This is a genomic window from Paenibacillus guangzhouensis, from assembly GCF_009363075.1.
Taxonomy (GTDB): domain Bacteria; phylum Bacillota; class Bacilli; order Paenibacillales; family Paenibacillaceae; genus Paenibacillus_K; species Paenibacillus_K guangzhouensis.
Genome location: NZ_CP045293.1, coordinates 5,876,324 through 5,894,897, shown reverse-complemented (window position 1 = coordinate 5,894,897; position 18,574 = coordinate 5,876,324). Strand labels below are relative to the sequence as shown.

Below are 18,574 nucleotides of genomic sequence, written 5' to 3'. Positions count from 1 at the left end.
GTCTCCCTTCACGTAGGCCTGTCCCGCTTAGACCGCGATTCGAATGTTCCCTGGCGGGATTTTGAACCGTTTTCCCTTCACCTCAAGGACAACAGGCTGCGCGGCATCCACCATGACGACCGTCTCATGCCGGTTCACCTCAACGGTCATGCGTGCCTGCCGGTAATGCATACTGAACTTATAACCATCCCATGCTCTCGGTAATACAGGATTCAGCACAAGCTGGTCTTCTCGGATGCGAAGGCCTGTAAAACCATACACAATCGCCATCCACGTCCCGCCCATATTCGCCATATGCAATCCATCTTTCGTATTACCATGGGTATTGTCCAGATCCATGCGCGCCGTTTCAATGAAATAATGATAAGCTTTGTCGGCATAGCCTAGCTTGGATGCCATGATGCTGTAGATAGCGCTGGATAGGGAGGAATCATGCGTCGTGATTCGCTCGTAGTAATCATAGGAATTCTTCATTACCTCATACGGAACGCCATCTTCAATTAAGAAATGCGCAAGCACCGTATCCGCCTGCTTCAACACCTGATGGCGGTAGATGAATAACGGGTGGTAATGCAGCAGCAGCGGATAGTTCGCGGCAGGTGTATGCTCGAAATCCCATACCTTCTTGGATAAGAAGCTATCGTCCTGCGCATGAATGCCAAGCTGCTCATGGAACGGCAAATACATCTGCTCCGCTGCCTGCTCAAAGCCCCTGATCTCCTCATCGGTTATTCCGATGCGATGACATAGATCAGCTAACGCCTCCGCCTGGGTCGATTGCATATGCCGATACCACTTCACGGCCCATGCCATGTTGTACTTCGCCATCGCGTTCGTGTAGTAGTTGTTATTCACGATGGCGGTATATTCATCCGGCCCCGTCACGGCGTCGATTTTGAACAAATCGCCATCGTAATGCCCTAGCTCGATCCACGTCCGTGCTGTCTCGAATACAACTTCAGCGCCGAATTCCGCGATGAACGCTTCATCCCCCGTAGCCAGATAATATTGCACGTAGGTATAAGCGATATCGCCGTTAATGTGATATTGCGCCGTCCCCGCCGGGAAATAGGACGAGCACTCCTGCCCCGTAATTGTGCGCCAGGCATAGGCTGCCCCTTGCTTATGGCCAAGCTCCTTTGCACGAATTCTCGCTGCATCCAGGATCGTGTAGCGGTAGCGGAGCAGCTGCTTCGCCAGCTCAGGCTGACAGAGAATGAAGAACGGGAGGAGATAAATTTCCGTATCCCAGAAATAATGACCTTCGTACCCTTCCCCGCTGAGCCCTTTGGCTGCGATGTTACTGTATTTATCCTTCCCAACGGATTGCAGCAGTTGATAGACATTGTAGCGCAGCCCCTCTTGCAGCGGTGCATCACCTTCGATCTCGATATTCGCCGTCATCCAGAAGGCTTCAAGGTACCGTGCTTGCTCCTGCCAGACCCGTTCCACGCCACGCTCCAATACGTCCTTCATGATCTCAAGCCCGCTGCCCGCAACCTGCTCATGCCGCCGCGTATCGGTAAATACGTTGTATTTCGTCAGCCTGATAACCTCTTTCCCCTTCGGAAAAACATATTCTTGCGTGAGATACGTATCCGTCTGGGAGAGACGACCCTCCACCGAAGGCGTCAGCTCATGGCACACCGTGGCAGCCACTTGAAGCTGTGACCTGCTCGTCTCCGATACCATCTGCAGATAGCCCCCCTGCATGCCAGCCTGAACCACATGCAGCAGCTTGGCATGGTCCGATGCGACGCGCGGATCCCCTGCATTCGTATAGTTGCTCACGTCTCCCTGTATACCCGAGATCACCGTCACTTCATCGTCGCAGTTGATTCGCGTAATTTTCACATCCATCATGAAAAGTTCTAGGGTCGTAAATGACGCCATACGTGAGAACTCCATGACCAGTTCCTTGCCCAGCGGCGAGATCCAGTGCACGCGACGTATCACTCTGCCTTCCTTCATATTCAGTAAGCGACGGCAAGACACCACCCGACCGGTACGAAGGCTAAACGCCTCCTGGCCGATACGAATATGCAAGTCCTGCACATCCATGACATTTACAAGCTTCTGCTGCGTCTCGGGAAAAGCATACGCACTCTCCCCATATGGAATCGGCGTAATATCATAGAACGCGTTAATATACGTTCCTCGGATCGATGGTTCTACGCCGTTATAGCCCTCTTCATCATTCCCACGGACGCCCAGATATCCGTTCGCGACATGAAAAATACTCTCCTGAACGTCGAGGTCCTGTTCATTTCCTTGATCTTCAATGATCCAACCCGTCTTCATCTCTAGGCCCTCCTAAGCTGTTACTCTATTCCTATTTGACCGCACCCGCCATCACGCCTTTAATAATGTATTTCTGTGCGAAGAGGTAGAAAATAATGACCGGAACAATCGATACGACGAGACCTGCCATCGCTAGATTCCATTGAATCGTAAATTCCCCGAAGAAGAAGAAGGTCGATAGCGGAATCGTCCGCAGCGTCGGACTGCTCAGCGTCAGCGACGGTAAGAGATAGTCGTTCCAGATCCACAGCAGATTCAGAATACCGACGGTCATCGTGATCGGAACCAGCATCGGGAAGACGATCTTCCAAAATGTCTTCCATTTGCCGCACCCTTCAATCATCGCGGCTTCTTCGAGCGCAATCGGAACGCCTTTAATAAATCCATGATATAAGAAGACTGACATGCTGAGTCCGAATCCAATGTACATAAATACAAGGCCATAATGCGTATTTACCATCGAAAATCCGATCGCTGGAATGTCCCACGAGCTCATATATTGCATCAGTGGAATCATCACAGATTGGAAAGGAATCAACATGGTCGCCACGAACACAAGCAGAATGAAATTGGCTAGCTTATTGTTCATGCGCACCAGCATCCATGATGTCATGGAAGAGAGAATAATGATCAGACCAATACTCACCACGGTAACGATCAACGAGTTTTTGAACGCTGTTAAAAAATTCATTTTCTCCATCGCCTTGGCATAAAACTCGAACGACCAAGATTCCGGCAACCCGAACGTATTCGTGAAGATTTCTCTGCGCCCCTTGAATGAATTCACGATCATAATGTAAATGGGAAGCATCATCAGGATGCCGAGCAGCCAAGCACAAATTTCGAGCAACAGATGATGGCCAGCAGCTCGCTTCATCATTGTTCAACCTCCCTTTTCTTCGAAATGACGACCTGAGTGACCGTTACAACCAAGATGACAAGGAAGAATACAATGGCTTTGGCTTGTGCGAGCGCATACTGATTTAAGTTGAATGCCGTTTTGAAGATATCCATCGTGATGAGCTCGGTCGAACCATATGGGCCGCCGCCCGTGAGGGAAATATTCGTATCGTATTGCTTGAAAGAACCGGACAACGTGAGGAACAAACTGATCGTGAACGCCGGCATGATGAGCGGGAATACGATCTTACGGAATCGATACCACTTGCCTGCGCCATCAATATCCGCTGCTTCCAATACTTCATCCGAGATGCTCTGAATCGCTGCGATGTAGATAATCATCACGTACCCTGCCATCTGCCAGGTCCCAACAACGACAAGCGCCCAGAAGGCCGCCGTCGGATGATCCAGCCAATCGAAGAAGATCGATTCGCTCCCGACCAGGTCACCGACCTGTACGAAGAACTTCGTGAAGACGAATTTCCAGATGAACCCTAGAATCAAGCCACCGATCAGGTTGGGCAGGAAATAGACAGAACGCAAGAAATTTCTCGTCTTAATCTTCGATGTCACAAGCATTGCGAGCCCAAGACCAATGACATTAACAAGGACGATCATGAAAAAGGCATATTGGAACGTCAGCCCAAAGGCCGTCATAAATTTCGAATCGCTGAAGATTTGCGCGTAATTGCTGAGGCCAACGAAGTTCGACCCTGCGAAGGCAAACCCATTCCAGTCCGTGAAGGAGTAGACCAGCCCCATCACAAACGGGATCAAGACGACATTGATAAAGATAAACAAGGAAGGCACGATAAAGGCCGCTGCAATCCATTTATTGCTCAGACTTCTCCTCATAATTTCACCTCTTATCCGAAATGAAAGGACAAAGGCCGCTCACCCAGTTGTTACGAGAAGCAGCCTTTGCATTCGAACTATTTAACAGCGTTCATCCAGACCTTCTCCAGTCCTTCCAATAGACCTTCGCTGTTCACTTTGCCGGAATAATACTTCTCCATCTCGTTCGCGAAGTCTTGGTGGGCGCCGGCAGGGAACTGGTCGAATACCCATGGCACAGCTTTGTCTTCACTTGCGTATCGATTTACCTCTTGTGACAACGGATCCATCTTGCTCGTATCAAAGCCGCTGTAGACCGGGATCAATTTGAACTCTTCCGTCACGTAACGTTGTCCAGCCGGATCGGTGATTAGCCAATCCAAGAACGCTTTGGCACCCTTCTGCTGTTCTTCGCTCGCATGTTTGTTCACCCGGAAGAAGTTGCTGTTGCCGATCGAGATACCTTCGTTGCCATTCAATGGGAACGGCAGGAAACCATATTCGAAGCTCACCTTGTAATCATTGAGCAAATTCTGCGCCCAGTTGCCTTGATGGATCATCGCGAACTGACCTTCTGCGAAGCCTGCAACCTGCTCATCGTACGTATTCTTGCTTAGGTTCGTATACGGCTTAAGCTTATCGAGATCGGCTGCGAATGCCTTCATTTCAGGAATATCCTGAATTTTCAGCTCACCAGCATTAATCTTCCCAATCGTCTCCGATGTATTGTTCATTAACGCGAACGGCCAGTTGAAGAAGTGCATGAACCGGAAGTAGGACTCTTCCGCAAAAGCGATCGCATGCTTCACGCCATCTTGCTGCTCCAGCTTCTTGCTCGCTTCCACCAGATCGTCAATCGATTTGATCGCCGCAGGATCAACGCCTGCTTGCTTGAATAAATCTTTGTTATAAATTAATCCGAAGCCTTCAAGCGCTACAGGCAGACCATATAATTTCCCGTCTTTAATCGCGGATTTATCTTGCCCTTCCAGGATGCGTGAAGCTGCCTTGGTATCCCCCAGCTCCGCCATGTACGGAAGGAACTTCTCGAACTCCGATCCCGAAGCCGTCGTGAAGATCGTCGGTGCCTTCTCCGGCGCGGATCCGAATTGGGTCTGCAATACCGTCGTGAGATTATCGCCAGCAATCCCAAGCGTCTGCACTTCCACTTGATCCTGCAAGCCGTTGAACTCCTTCACGGCCGCTTCTAGCTGCTCTTGAATCTCGACCTTGTTCTGAATAATCGTGATGACTGCTTTTTTACCGTTGCTGCTCGTATTCGCGTTGCTCGCATTGGTATCTGCATTCCCGGAAGGACTTGCTCCCTCATTGGTTTTGCCCCCTCCGCATGCTGCAAGAGATGATAATAAAACGGCGGATAACACGATGGCGCTAAGCTTTTTCTTCATCTGTTTACCCCTTTTCATTCGGAAATGTAAGCCTTTACAAAACCGATTATAGACGATACGATGATTATGAATTACGGTATCCTGACAAAAATTATGAAATGCCTATTAAAATTTTGCGATGCTTGTCCTTTGACATGAACTCATCAAAAAAGGTAGGTGTGCTCCATATGGAGGATATTCAGATCATTCTAGAACGGAACATGGTGAAGAATCGCTATCAGAATTACAGCCATCCCCCCTATGCCTTAGAGAAGAAGCTTGTCCAAGCCATTCAGAAGCCTGATCTCGAAGAAAGCATGAAGCTGCTCGACGAGATCAATTTGCTCGAACGTGCCAACCTCTCGAACAAACCACTCAATTCCCTCAAAAATTCATTAATCGCTAGCTGCACGATCTTCACAAGAGCGATCATCGAGGCCGGCGTCGATTCGGAATCCGCCTTCATACTAAGTGACTATTATATTAATCTGATCGACGAGAGCGACACCGTTCCTAAGACGGTCAAGATTGAATATATGATGCTGGAGAGCTTCATCAGCATCGTATCGACGCATAAGTCCTATACGTTCTCTCCCATCGTCAACAAGGTCATTTCCTATATCAAGAAGCATATCGAGAGAAAGCTGGCCATCGAAGATATCGCCAAGACGGTCAATTTGCATCCGAATTATCTATCACGGCTGTTCAAGACGGAAGTCGGGATTACGATCCTCGACTTTATCGATCGAGAGCGCATCACCGCTATTCAGAATTTCCTCATTCATACGAATATGCCCTTACGAGATATCAGTGATATCTTCGAATTCGGAAGCCCTCCGTATTTCACAGCCTATTGCCGCAAGCATCTTGGTATGACGGCACGGGAATATCGGAAACGGCATATGAAGTAGAACATGAACAATAAAAAGAGGCGATCCGATGATCGGACCGCCTCTTTTCGTTATTTTAGTTCCATTTCCAATGCATGAAGGCAAGGGAGCAGCTCAGGCTGCTCAAATGTACGCAAGTATGCGATGATTCCTTTCATGACGAGCCGCTGCGGCTCAGGCTTGGCCCATTCCTCATCCAGCACGTCGCAGCAGGCTGAGAGCTCCGCCTGCATCGGCGACGGACTTGGCATCGCATCAACGAGCTGTCGCAGCTGATTTAGGGCCTGGTCGACAGGCGAAATGAGTTGCCCTCGCCCTTCCTCCGCCATTTTCATGAAATTCCGCATATTTCCCATCGTCAGAATCGGTTGCTTGCGCTGCTGCATCATGCCTTGAACCACATCATCTAATCGTTCCATGAGAAACGCGATGAGTCGATCATAATCAAATTTTTTGCGATACAGCAGCATATAACTCGTATAGTCTGACACAATCGCTTGAATGATCGTCGAGGCGTCGATGGCATAAGGCTTCGCATCTTCGCCGTAGATCTCTATGATGCTCTCATAGAACCAGTTCAAGGTCACAGACTTGGTCTTGAACACAAATCGATGCATCTCTTCATTGATTTGAATCGCCTGCTCATTCATCATCATCACGATGAATTCCTGGTGCTGCATGATCTGCTCCAGCTGAATGAGCAGCTGCATGGATAGTCGTTCCCGCGGCGCAAGACTCTTATTCTTCGCGAGGGACAACATTTCACGTGTCATAAGATCGTAATAATGCTCAAAGGCCGAGATCAAAACATGTTCCTTGGATTTGAAGTAGAAATAGAGCGATCCCTTCGCAATGCCGAGCACGTCCGCTATCTCTTGAATGGAAGTGGCATGGTATCCTTTTTGAGCGAAACATTTCATGGCAGCTTCTAATATCTGTACTCGTTTTGAACTCAATTCGAACACGTCCCCCTAGATCAGTTCCTCACGTTCTTTTTTGCGGAACCGCATTAAGAATTCATACACGATTGGCACGATAACAAGGGTTAACAATGTCGAGCTCGTCAGACCGCCGATAACCGTGACCCCAAGACCTTTCGAGATGATCCCCGCGCCTTCGAATCCGAGCGCAAGCGGGATTAGTGCACCAATGGTCGCAAGCGCCGTCATGAGGATCGGGCGAAGACGCGTTACCGCTGCTTCTAGGAGTGCTTCGCGCGTTGTTAATCCTTCACGCTCTTTGTGAATCACACGGTCGAGCAGCACGATCGCATTCGTCACGACGATACCGATCAGCATCAGAGCACCCATCATCGCGGATACACTGATCGTCTCCCCTGCCAGCCAGAGCGCTACCAGTCCGCCAATAATCGCGAACGGCAACGAGAACAGGATCGCCAGTGGAGCGAGTGCGCCGCCAAAGGTCACGACAAGGACGAAGTAGACGATCGCAATCGCCGCAGCCATGGCAAGGCCAAGCTGTGTGAATGTCTCTGTAATTTGCTCCGTCACACCGCCAAATTCAACCTTGACCGTCGATGGCAGGTTCAGCGCATCGATGCTCTTCTTCAGTTCTGTCGAAGCTTTACCGACATCTGCCGTCGTCATATCTGCCGTAATACTCACGAACATCCGGTCATTTTTACGCGTAATCGTATTCGGAGACTCGCCTTCCTTCACATCGACGACATCTTTAATCGGTACTTCCATCCCAAGCGGGGAAGTGATCTTCGTATTTTTAATATCATCAATCGTTGCATATTTCTTCTCGTCTACTTGAATGTAGACTTTATATTCTTTACCCTCGTTCTCAATGGTCGTCAGCACAGGACGTTCCCGAACCGGGCTTAGCTTCATCGCAACTTGGCCAGCTGTAAGCCCCAGCTTACTAAGTTTCTCTTGATCTGCCACTAGCGTATACTGCGCATACGTCTGCTTCATGCTGGACTCGACTTTCTCGAACGTCTTATCCTTATTCATGACGTCTTCAATCTTCTCAACAGCAGGTTTGATGTCGGCTAGGGCATCCCCGTACACCGTCAAGGTCATCTTGCTGCCGCCAAAGCTGCCTGCGCCCATATCCATCTGCTTCCACTGTCCCTCAGACGGAGCCGCTTGCTTAATGCCTTCGACGAGCGCTTTCTGCTCCTCGGTGAAGTTCTTCGTTTTTGGATCATAAATCACATAGAATAGCGCAGAGTTCGAAGACCCGCCGCCCATACTCATCATCGGGTTGCCGCTGGAACCGATCGAATATTGTATTTTCTCGACGCCTTCGCGTTTCATAATGAATTTCTCCGCTTCAAGCGCATGCTTCTCGACATCGGAGCGCAGCTCGCCTGGCGCCGGAGAATAGGTCACCATCACATACTTATCTTCCTGTTCCGGCAAGAAGCTGACGCCTACAGCTTTGGTCAAGAACAAACTGCCTACGAGCAGCAAAATCGCCGCGCCGAACGTCACGAGCTTATGATTCAGACACCACGTTAATACTCGTTTGTAGAAATGGCCTAGGGCACCTGGTTTCTCATCATGCATTTTCGCATTTTTGATGCCATTTTTGAACATTTGATGCCCGAGCATCGGTACAATCGTAATGGCAACAAGCAGCGAAGCTAGCAGTGCAAATACCATCGTGAGCGCGAACGGCATGAACAATTCGCCCACCATGCCGCTAACCAGCGCGAGCGGTAAGAATACGGCGATCGTTACAATCGTCGAAGACATGATCGGCATGAACATTTCTTTCGTTGCTTCCATGACCAGTGCCTTACCTGTAAGCTTCTCTGAGCTTAATGTCATTCTTCGGTAGATATTCTCAATAACGACAATCGAGTCATCGACGACCCGCCCAATCGCAACCGTCATGGCGCCAAGCGACATCATATTCAGCGTAATATCCATTTCACGCAATACGAGTATCCCAATCAGCAAGGACAACGGAATGGAAATAATCGAGATAATCGTTGTCCGGAAATTGCGCAAGAACAACAAGATGATAATAACCGCGAATAGAGCACCGAATGCGGCTTTGTTCAACATTGTGGATACGGATTGCTCGATCGGTTTCCCTTGGTCGAGCATCACGACGAGCTTCATCCCTTTGTAATCCTGCTCGAACTGCTCGGACTGCTTCTTCACTGCATTGACGACATCCACAGTATTCGCGTCCGCCGCTTTGACGATCTGAATGCTCACCGATTCCTTACCGTTCGTACGAGAAATCGACTCAGCCTTGCTCACCATTTGAATATCAGCAATATCCTTCAGCGCAACGGTCGGCAAGCCAGTTGGCACACCAGCCGGAACGCCTGCACCCGCTTGTGTTCCACCTGCTGGCATTTGTCCAGCTGCTGCAGCGTTACCATCTGTTGCTGCACCGCCTGCAGGCATTCCTGCTTTCCCTGTTGCACCCATCTGGCCTTGCGCTGCATTTGGCGCACCAGCGCTACTTGGAATGAGCGGAATACGCAATTCCTTCAAGTCGTCCAAACTCTGCACGTTACCATCGACCACGATCGTCTTCTGGCTTTTCCCCATTTCGAAGAGACCAAGCGGTACATTCAGCGCGGAACCTTGGACGATGCCTTTGACAGTATCTTCCGATAGGCCGAGCTCTTTCATTTTGGCTTGATCGAAGGTTAACTGGACTTCTTTGAGCTGTTGTCCCGCGATCGAGACGTCCGACACCCCGTTGATTCCCTCGAAGCTTGGTTTCACTTCATTCTCGATGACCTTCGTCAATTCTTCCATCGACAGCGATTCATCTGACACACTCAACGTAATTACCGGGAATGTGTTCAGACTGATTCGAGATATCGACGTATCCTGTGCACCCGCCGGCATCGCTACAGTGGATGACGCCTCACGGATATCGGCAGCAGCCTTCTCCATATCTTGGCCATAGTCATATTCCACCGTAATGGCAGATACGTTCTCCATCGACGTCGACGTCACCGTCTTGACGCCAGTCAAATTTTTGAACCGCTGTTCAAGCGGCTTCGATATTTTATCAACGACTTCCTCCGGCGCTGCGCCTGGATATACCGTCATGACCTGTAGAACCGGCAACTCCAGATTCGGAAGCGTCTCTTGCTTCATCGTCATGCCCGCATACAATCCTGCCACCGTGACAATGATGGTCAGGATCCAAATCGCGAATTTGTTATTCAGCGAAAACCGGATAATACTCTTCACGTTTCTTCCTCCCCTATTAATCTCTTTTTCCGGCCATTTGACCGGTTGTTCAATCTAATATTTAGTATATCTAATCGATTTTCAATAATCAAATTTACCCGAGTTGAACAACTGTTCAATCATTTTTAGTATGCCTAAATTACAAAGATGTAAGAATCATGAAAGTTAAATCCATGGTTTCATACCTCGTTTCATCGTAAGCTTAGTACATCACAACGAGACAACAACTCAGCACCATCTTCGAAGCTTTGAAATGGCGCTTCACCTATACCAAATTGAAAGGAAGATCACGATGCACATTCTTATTATTCTTGCAGGTATTGCATTGTTTCTTATTCCTGCATTTCTATTCGTTATTCATATTTGGCTCATTGTTTGGGCTTTCCGGGACGCATCCGAACGTTACCAAGACAAAAGCGTCGCTTGGCTTATTGCCATTGTTCTATTCTGGTCCCCGATTCTTGGGATTATCGTCTATCTCTTCTTGCGCAAAGATCGCCCGCAGCGACCAACGCAACCCTATAATGACAGAGAACATTTTATCCATGATTCAAGGGGGTATACGTCATGAAAATGAGAACGTCGAACAAGATATTGTCCGTGCTGGCTGTCATCTTCATCGTCATGCTTGGCGGTGCTGCCGCGGTTTCCAAATACGCTCCACAACATAACCCCTTTCTAAAGGGTACGGATTACTTCACCATCATTACCAACTCGTATAAGGAGCAGAAAGACAAGGATTCGGAAGGCATTGAGCATACCTCCTACCTGTACAAATTGCCTGGCATTGATGAAGACGGCAATAAAAAAGACATCGAATTTACCGCTCATAAAGTACTGCGGAAGGATGCTTATCTATCCATCACGACAAAAGCAGGCATCGTCACCCACTGGGAAGAAGTACAAGTCAGCGAAATTCCCTCAGCAGCTAAGCCATTACTGGCAGTAAAATAACGAAACGAAGAAACCCGGTAGCTTGCTGCCGGGTTTTTGTTATGGATTGTTGCTTTATCATCGAACCTATCCTTGCCGACCAATGCGAAATAACTCAAGGAGAACGCAAAAAAGACCTTTCGCGTGCGAAAGGTCTTAATCTAAAATTATAGGTTGAACTAAAAAAATCCCCATGGTACAATGGAGAGCAACATTTTATTTTATGAAATTATGTTCCGTTCACAGTCTTATCTAAATTAATTATAGCACAACAATTTAGAGACTGTCAACATGCGATTTCCACAATAATAGAACCAAAGGAGTGAATCGACTATGGGTACAGCAGAGCAAGATTGGCAGCAGGAACAGGACCGCGTTCAGCAGGTGGTCACCGAAATCAATCAACGGATCACGAAGCTGCAGGAACAAGTGCTGCAGGCCAAAGACGAAATCGTCGATATTCGCAAAAATTTCTGGGACGATGTTACGGTCAACCTCTCGGATGAAGCCGAAGCGGCTGAGACGTTCGCCAGTATGAAGCAGCAGGCTGAGGTACTATTCGAGCGTGAATCGACGCATCGTCACGCCCGCACGCAGCTGAAGACGCTGACGAAACTGCAGCAGTCGCCTTATTTTGGCCGCATCGATTTCTCGGAAGACGGCGATTCTCAGACGGAGCAGATCTATCTCGGCATCGCATCCCTGCTCGACTCCAGCGGTGAGCAATATCTAATCTATGATTGGCGCGCCCCGGTCTCCAGTCTGTATTACGACTACCCACCCGGCCCCGCGTCGTATGAGACCCCGAGCGGTACGATCCGCGGCGTGATGGATCTTAAGAGACAATTTATTATTCGAGATGGCACAATCCGCAGCCTATTCGATACAGGCGTAACGATCGGCGACGAGCTGCTGCAAGAAGTGCTCGGCAAACACGCCGATAACCAGATGAAGACGATCGTCGCAACGATTCAACAGGAACAGAATCGGATTATCCGCAATGAGCGCAGCCGACTGCTCGTCGTTCAAGGCGCCGCAGGAAGCGGCAAGACTTCCGCTGCGCTGCAGCGCGTAGCCTATTTGTTATACCGTTACCGGGACACGCTGCGCAGTGAACAGATTGTGCTATTTTCGCCAAATCCACTGTTCAACAGCTATGTCTCTACCGTCCTTCCGGAACTTGGTGAGAATAATATGCAGCAGACAACGTTCCAGCAATATCTGGAGAAGCGCCTATCAGGTTCCTTCTCAATTGAAGATCCATTCGAGCAGTTGGAATATACGCTGAATGCAACCGATGCCCCGGAGGATCAAGCACGTCTTGCCAGCATTCGGTATAAAACATCACCAGCCTATATGACATTTATCGAGCAATACGCCGAAGGGCTCAAGAAGGCTGGACTGCAGTTCAAACCGATCCGATTCCGCGGGCGGGAACTCATCTCGGCAGAGTCGATCGCGAATCAATTCTATGCCCTGGACTCTTCCATGCGTATTCCGAACCGGATGAAGCTCGTCGCTGAATCCCTGCTGCGCGAATTAACGCAGCTCATGAAACGCGAGAAGAAGAAACGTTGGGTCGAAGAAGCGATTGAGCTGATGGATAAAGACGCGTATGCAGAAGCCTTCGAGCGCTTGCGCGAGAAGAAGCAGTATACGGCGGAATCCTTCGACGACTATGACCGGGAGCGCGATGTCCTCGCGACGATGATCGTTCAGGAGCGGTTCAAGAAGCTGCGCAGGCACGTTAAGCTGCTCCATTTTATCGACATCCCTGCCGTCTATCGTCAAATGTTCAGCGACGAACAATGGGTAGAGCAGCTGAAGGCTAGCCAGGAAGATATCCCTCAGGCACAGTGGGATATCATTTGTGAGCATACATTATCTGGCCTTGAAGCTTCCAAGCTGTCTTATGAGGATGCGACGCCTTATTTGTATTTGAAGGAATTATTGCAAGGCTTCCAAGCGAATACGTCGATTCGCCATGTCTTTATCGATGAGGCACAAGACTATTCGCCATTCCAATTCGCTTTCTTGAAGCAGCTGTTCCCATTCGCCAAAGTGACGGCGCTCGGAGATCTCAATCAGACGATCTACACACATGCGGCTAATGCAGGAGGCTTCGGTGCGCTGATGGCCCTCTTTGAGCCTGAGCATACGGAGACGCATGTGCTGAAGCGCAGCTACCGTTCGACGCGTCCGATTGTGGAGTTCACGCAAGGCATGATCCCGGAAGGCGAGCAGATCGAGCCGTTCAACCGCGATGGACGTCTGCCGACATTGACCATTGCAGCAGATTCAGCCGATCTTGCAGATCGTATCGCAGCGCGGATTACAGCGCTTCAGGCCCTGGGCATGAACAGCATAGCGATCATCGGCAAGACAGCCGCGGAATGCCGCGAGGCCTACGACACGCTGCATGAACGTACGCCGCTGCGGCTGATCGACAAAGAGACGGCCGCGTTCGAAGGCGGTACGGTCATCATCCCTTCCTACCTTGCCAAAGGAATGGAATTCGATGCCGTCATTCTCTACAACGCTTCGGCCGTACAGTATGCGCACGAGCGTGAACGGAAGCTGTTCTACACCGCATGTACGCGAGCAATGCACGAGCTGCACCTCTACGCGATCGGGGATGTGAGTCCGTTTGTTGCCGAGGTGGATGCATCGACATATGTGGTGGAGGCGTGAGTGGGGCTTCATAGCACTGCTTGTTTGAACGCCGCCATGCGCGTCATACCGCACGCTTGCGCGCGGTGCGAATCGTGCTCAGTGTCCCCCTCGTCTGCCTTGGTATGATGGGATGACTGTGAGGCGAGTGAGGGTCCGGTCTATGTTGGATTTCATGCAGGATAGTCTACTGAATGTCGTGCATATAGCCACCTATCATGGATTTTTGCAAGATAATCACGCGATTTGACCTAATTTCGTAGGATATCGCTCAAAGTTCCCTCAATTATCCATGATAGATGCCTTCAGAGTCCAGTTTCAGCATAAGTTACAGCGTAAATCCATGATAGACAAGGGCACAACGCATCATCCGAATAAAAGCTGGACTGAACACTTAGCACCCAGTAAAATATAGACAGACGAAGAACGTCCATAGCCACAAGGCCTATGGACGTTCTTTTTTTTGTACGCATTGCTATGAAGGAGGCGGATCTTGTGAGTACATTCGAACAAGCACATCAAGCATTTCTGAATCAACACATGGAGCGCCGTACCGGTGAGCGGAAAGGACGTCTAATCCGCGGCCATCAATATGCGGAGAAACTTCTGCTCCAACAAGTATGGTGGCCCTTATTCGGCAATTTCGAGCACCTGCATCCGGAATATGAGGTATACGATTGGAAGCGCAAGTCGCATTTCCTCGATTTTGCTTTTTTAACTCCATTCGGTCGGTTCGGGATCGAATGTGACGGATACCAGAGTCATATTAAGGATATGGATCGGGAGAAGTTCAGCTATGCTCTTAATCGCGACACATTCTTAACCGGATTAGGCTGGCGTATGATTCACTTCTCATTCGACGATGTGCAGCAGCACCCTGAGGTGTGTCGTACTTTGCTTCAACTGGCGATTGGCCCCTACACCCTGCGCAGCAACATACCGAGTGCCGTGAGCAGAATCGAAAAAGACATCCTACACTTCGCATGGCAGCTCGGTCGGCCAATAAGACCTAAGGATGTTAGTGACACCTGGGAGCTGGACTACCGCACATCGCGCAAACACCTACAATCACTCACTACAAAAGGTTTCCTAACGCCCACTTCCAAAGGTCAGACGATGCGCTACTACGAAATCCAAGAAAGCGCGCTGGCACAGCTGCTCTAGCAGAAAAGAGATTGACACGTTCGGGTGTGAAGTTAGAGTCCAGTGGGAGTTATCGCAGCGTCCGGCAGGACCCTCCTATCCTGGATTTCGTCCAGGATAGGAGACTATATTCACGCCATCTCTCATCTATCCTGGATTTCTGCACGAAGTTCTACCGATATGTGCCAGTAGTGTTCAGAATCATCACTCTATCCTGCAATGATCCAATATAGCCGCACGAAAAGAGCATTCTAATCCAAAGTTCATACAAAAATCCAATATAGCTAGGGAGGGAGGGGATATCATTGTGGGAATACAAAATTGAGAGGGCGAGCCTCTACTCCTCCTACACCGGCTGACGACCACGCACCGCTCGACTGCGTTTCCTCACCGTCACAATGAGGTCTGCCAGCAGAATGACTGCAAACATCGGCCAGAGCATCCCCCACACGCCCGATAGATGCGAATACAGGGATTGGAATAATGGATGCAGCAGTACAACTACAGCAAGCGACAAGAGCACCCAACAAAGCGAGAACGACACACAAATATGTCCGTGCAGCTGTAATGGCAGCTGCCTGTAATCCCAATAGCGCTCGTGGAACAGCCTTTCTAGCAGCATTCCACTTACGTATTCAATAACAGTCGGGATCATGAAGCAGAGCAGCAACAATAAGATCCAGTGCGTCGATTCATTCACGCTATACACGATGAGCACCGGCGAGAAGCCATACATCGGCTTGAGCGGACCATAGAGGAAGCCCTCCTTGAAGAACACCCCAGTCGTCACCCAGCTGTATACATTCTCGAGCAGCCATCCCCCCAGGGCATAGCCGATAAAATAAAAGAAAACCTCAGCAGCATTCATCATACTCACATACACCGTCACTCTCATGATTAGGTGGGTCTAGTATGTGATATTTTACCAATCCTATCCGGTATTTAAACAGATTTCCTGTCGTATGCATAAAGCCCACCCGTAAGAACGAAACTGAACTCACAAGCATCAAACGCCTTCGGTGACGTAAACCGCCTAAAGCGAGAGAGATAAAAACAAGTTTCGTCGAGAAACTGATAAATTCTATTGTGGTATCAACATGCTACCGCACATGGAAGCTGGGGGACTTATGCGCAAAATCTTTCAAATCTACGGAACGGATATACGCAACATATGCACGAATGGAGCCGCAGCCGTGATGATCTTGGGGCTCATCATCCTGCCGTCACTCTACGCTTGGTTCAACATCAAAGCTTCATGGGACCCCTACGGGAACACCAAAGGAATACAGGTAGCGGTATCCAGCGAAGACCAAGGTTCGACGATCATGGACAAGCCGATCAACATCGGCAATGAGATCATCGCCTCCCTGCGGGAAAATCATAAGATCGGATGGCAGTTCGTCGATACCAAAAAAGCGATCTCCGGCACGGAACACGGCGACTATTACGCGAGCATTATTATTCCCAAGAACTTCTCCGCCCGTATTGCCACAGTTCTATCCAAGGAACCGATCAAGGCGGAAATTGATTATTACGTCAATGAGAAAGTTAATGCGATCGCACCCAAAATCACGTCCAGCGGCGCCTCTGGGATCATTCAAGAGGTTAGCTCGAACTTTGTGAAGGAAGCGAACAGAGCCATCTTCAAAATATTCAACGAAATTGGCGTTACGCTCCACAAAGAATTGCCCACCATCGAGAAGGTCCGATCTCTCGTCTTCAAGATTGAGAAGGATTTCCCGGAGCTAGAGCGTGTCCTGAAGGTGGCGATGAAAGACGTTGAGACGGCGCATAGCATCGTCAAGGAATCGCAGCAGAGCCTACCGATTCTCGCCGATGTAGCGAAGAAGGGCGAGCAATTCAGCCAGCGTGTGGGCGAGCTGCTCGATTACAGCCAGCAAGGCCTCGAATCAGCGGCACCTTTCATCAAACAAGACCTTGGTTCCTTGCAGCAAGCCGCATTAGCGATGAAGGATTTGAGCGGCGTGCTGAAAGATACTACGGCAGGCCCGTCTGCCGTCAATCTCGCGCTACAGCAAGCAGCGTCGCGTCTTGACGGAGCCGTACGCCTTGCGAGCGGCACGCAAGCCTGGTTCGAACGACTGAACGAGATCTCGCGCGGCAAGCTGTTCAATAAGACGATCGTGCGGCTTCAACGCGACCATGATCGCTTCCGGCAGCAGGCATCAACGGTAAGAGACATTCAATCAGCCGTCAGCCGAGGAGAAGCCGTATCCGACACGCTGTTGAACCGCCTCAACACGTTATCCGATGAAGCCGCCAAAGATCTTGGAGATCTTACAGACCGCTTCGATACGGAGATTACGCCGAATATCGTGAAGACGGTAAAGCAGGCCAAACAATCGACAGATCAGATTCACACGATCTTGAAGGAAGCTTCCGCGCGCGTGCCCGATATGGAGAAGCTGCTTAGCGACGCGAATAAAGGTCTAACCCTCGGCGACCAAGGGATCAAAGTCGTCACGGCCGACCTCCCAATCGTCAAATCAAAGATCGGCGAGATTACGAGCAAAATCCGAGATTTTGAGAAACACGGCAATATTGAAGAAATTATTGACCTGCTGCAGAACAATTTCGAGAAGGAGAGCGCATTCTTCGCGCAGCCCGTCATCCTGAAGGAGAATAAGCTATTCCCAATTCCGAATTACGGTTCGGGGATGTCGCCATTCTTCACGACGCTCTCGCTGTGGGTCGGCGCGCTGTTGCTCGTCTCGTTGCTCACAGTCGAGGTGCATCACGAAGGGGTCGAATACCGTGGGTATCAGATTTATTTCGGCCGCTATTTAACGTTCGTCACCATCGCGATTCTCCAATCCTTGTTCGATACGCTCGGGGACATCTATTTCCTCGGCGCCTTCGTCCGCGAGAAGCTCTGGTTCGTGCTGTTCGGGGTGTTCCTGAGCATTGTCTTCATGCTGATCGTCTACACACTCGTCTCGATCTTCGGCAACGTTGGCAAGGCTATGTCCATCGTCCTGCTAGTCCTGCAGCTCGCCGGAGCAGGCGGTACCTTTCCGATCCAGGTTACGCCGCATTTCTTCCAGGTCATCCATCCGTTCCTACCGTTCACCTATGCGATCAGTATGATGCGTGAAGCGACGGGCGGCATTCTGTGGGACATCGTGCAGAGGGACTTCTGGATGCTGCTGATGTTCGCAGGCATTGCGCTCGTCTTGGGACTTGCATTGAAGACGCCGATTAATAAGATCAGTCATGGCATGGTTGAGAAGGCGAAGAAGAGCAAGCTGATCCACTGACCAGCATGCCACAACGCTTCATTCCTCAATATACGCCAAAA

Annotated in this window: 13 protein-coding genes; 6 read left to right on the top strand and 7 right to left on the bottom strand. The window is 49.7% G+C overall.

Annotated features, from left to right (window positions below; genetic code table 11):
- Nucleotides 1-27 precede the first annotated feature (27 nt).
- The 4 genes from GCU39_RS26575 to GCU39_RS26560 all read right to left on the bottom strand — a co-directional run bounded on the left by GCU39_RS26575 (nucleotide 28) and on the right by GCU39_RS26560 (nucleotide 5,444).
- Entirely contained in the window at nucleotides 28-2,301 is a 2,274-nt protein-coding gene (locus GCU39_RS26575; protein ID WP_152396222.1) for a glycoside hydrolase family 65 protein, read from the bottom strand.
- A 31-nt stretch (nucleotides 2,302-2,332) separates the two neighbouring features.
- On the bottom strand, nucleotides 2,333-3,178 hold the full coding sequence (locus tag GCU39_RS26570; protein WP_152397448.1) for a carbohydrate ABC transporter permease: 846 nt from the start codon (nucleotides 3,176-3,178) through the stop codon (nucleotides 2,333-2,335).
- The gene (locus GCU39_RS26565) at nucleotides 3,178-4,056 is read right to left on the bottom strand and encodes a carbohydrate ABC transporter permease (protein ID WP_152396221.1); all 879 of its coding nucleotides are present in this window, start codon (nucleotides 4,054-4,056) and stop codon (nucleotides 3,178-3,180) included. Before GCU39_RS26565 ends, GCU39_RS26570 begins: the two co-directional genes overlap by 1 nt.
- Before the next feature lie 77 nt (nucleotides 4,057-4,133).
- A complete protein-coding gene (locus tag GCU39_RS26560) occupies nucleotides 4,134-5,444 on the bottom strand; it encodes an ABC transporter substrate-binding protein (protein WP_193726641.1) in 1,311 nt (436 codons plus the stop codon).
- Nucleotides 5,445-5,578: 134 nt separating this feature from the next.
- On the opposite strand from GCU39_RS26560, the gene GCU39_RS26555 reads away from it, so the two are divergent.
- Entirely contained in the window at nucleotides 5,579-6,334 is a 756-nt protein-coding gene (locus tag GCU39_RS26555; RefSeq protein ID WP_193726640.1) for an AraC family transcriptional regulator, read from the top strand.
- Between the two features lie 50 nt (nucleotides 6,335-6,384).
- Here GCU39_RS26555 and GCU39_RS26550 read toward each other — a convergent pair whose 3' ends face one another.
- A complete protein-coding gene (locus GCU39_RS26550; protein ID WP_152396218.1) occupies nucleotides 6,385-7,269 on the bottom strand; it encodes a TetR/AcrR family transcriptional regulator in 885 nt (294 codons plus the stop codon).
- A 15-nt stretch (nucleotides 7,270-7,284) separates the two neighbouring features.
- Entirely contained in the window at nucleotides 7,285-10,509 is a 3,225-nt protein-coding gene (locus GCU39_RS26545) for an efflux RND transporter permease subunit (protein WP_152396217.1), read from the bottom strand.
- 292 nt (nucleotides 10,510-10,801) lie between these two features.
- Between GCU39_RS26545 and GCU39_RS26540 the strand changes: the two genes are divergently transcribed.
- The 4 genes from GCU39_RS26540 (at nucleotide 10,802) to GCU39_RS26525 (ending at nucleotide 15,276) form a co-directional block, all read left to right on the top strand.
- Complete coding sequence (locus GCU39_RS26540; RefSeq protein WP_193726639.1) at nucleotides 10,802-11,080, top strand: PLDc N-terminal domain-containing protein; 279 nt, start codon at nucleotides 10,802-10,804, stop codon at nucleotides 11,078-11,080.
- Entirely contained in the window at nucleotides 11,077-11,463 is a 387-nt protein-coding gene (locus tag GCU39_RS26535; RefSeq protein WP_152396215.1) for a YxeA family protein, read from the top strand. The genes GCU39_RS26540 and GCU39_RS26535 overlap by 4 nt, the downstream gene beginning before the upstream one ends.
- 312 nt (nucleotides 11,464-11,775) lie before the next feature.
- Entirely contained in the window at nucleotides 11,776-14,133 is a 2,358-nt protein-coding gene (helD, locus tag GCU39_RS26530) for an RNA polymerase recycling motor HelD (protein WP_152396214.1), read from the top strand.
- 474 nt (nucleotides 14,134-14,607) lie between these two features.
- On the top strand, nucleotides 14,608-15,276 hold the full coding sequence (locus GCU39_RS26525) for a hypothetical protein (RefSeq protein WP_152396213.1): 669 nt from the start codon (nucleotides 14,608-14,610) through the stop codon (nucleotides 15,274-15,276).
- A 325-nt stretch (nucleotides 15,277-15,601) separates the two neighbouring features.
- Here the strand turns inward: GCU39_RS26525 and GCU39_RS26520 are convergent, their stop codons facing one another.
- The gene (locus GCU39_RS26520; protein ID WP_227793349.1) at nucleotides 15,602-16,150 is read right to left on the bottom strand and encodes a putative ABC transporter permease; all 549 of its coding nucleotides are present in this window, start codon (nucleotides 16,148-16,150) and stop codon (nucleotides 15,602-15,604) included.
- 232 nt (nucleotides 16,151-16,382) lie between these two features.
- Between GCU39_RS26520 and GCU39_RS26515 the strand changes: the two genes are divergently transcribed.
- Nucleotides 16,383-18,533: a YhgE/Pip domain-containing protein gene (locus GCU39_RS26515; protein WP_152396211.1), complete on the top strand. Its 2,151-nt coding sequence runs from the start codon at nucleotides 16,383-16,385 to the stop codon at nucleotides 18,531-18,533.
- Nucleotides 18,534-18,574: the final 41 nt, after the last annotated feature.

Excerpts from the sequence above, each read along its gene's own strand:
- GCU39_RS26575 (WP_152396222.1), bottom strand. The coding sequence starts at position 2,301 with ATGAAGACGGGTTGGATCATTGAAGATCAAGGAAATGAACAGGACCTC.
- GCU39_RS26570 (WP_152397448.1), bottom strand. The coding sequence starts at position 3,178 with ATGAAGCGAGCTGCTGGCCATCATCTGTTGCTCGAAATTTGTGCTTGG.
- GCU39_RS26565 (WP_152396221.1), bottom strand. The coding sequence starts at position 4,056 with ATGAGGAGAAGTCTGAGCAATAAATGGATTGCAGCGGCCTTTATCGTG.
- GCU39_RS26560 (WP_193726641.1), bottom strand. The coding sequence starts at position 5,444 with ATGAAGAAAAAGCTTAGCGCCATCGTGTTATCCGCCGTTTTATTATCA.
- GCU39_RS26555 (WP_193726640.1), top strand. The coding sequence starts at position 5,579 with ATGAACTCATCAAAAAAGGTAGGTGTGCTCCATATGGAGGATATTCAG.
- GCU39_RS26540 (WP_193726639.1), top strand. The coding sequence starts at position 10,802 with ATGCACATTCTTATTATTCTTGCAGGTATTGCATTGTTTCTTATTCCT.
- GCU39_RS26535 (WP_152396215.1), top strand. The coding sequence starts at position 11,077 with ATGAAAATGAGAACGTCGAACAAGATATTGTCCGTGCTGGCTGTCATC.
- helD (WP_152396214.1), top strand. The coding sequence starts at position 11,776 with ATGGGTACAGCAGAGCAAGATTGGCAGCAGGAACAGGACCGCGTTCAG.
- GCU39_RS26520 (WP_227793349.1), bottom strand. The coding sequence starts at position 16,150 with ATGAGAGTGACGGTGTATGTGAGTATGATGAATGCTGCTGAGGTTTTC.
- GCU39_RS26515 (WP_152396211.1), top strand. The coding sequence starts at position 16,383 with ATGCGCAAAATCTTTCAAATCTACGGAACGGATATACGCAACATATGC.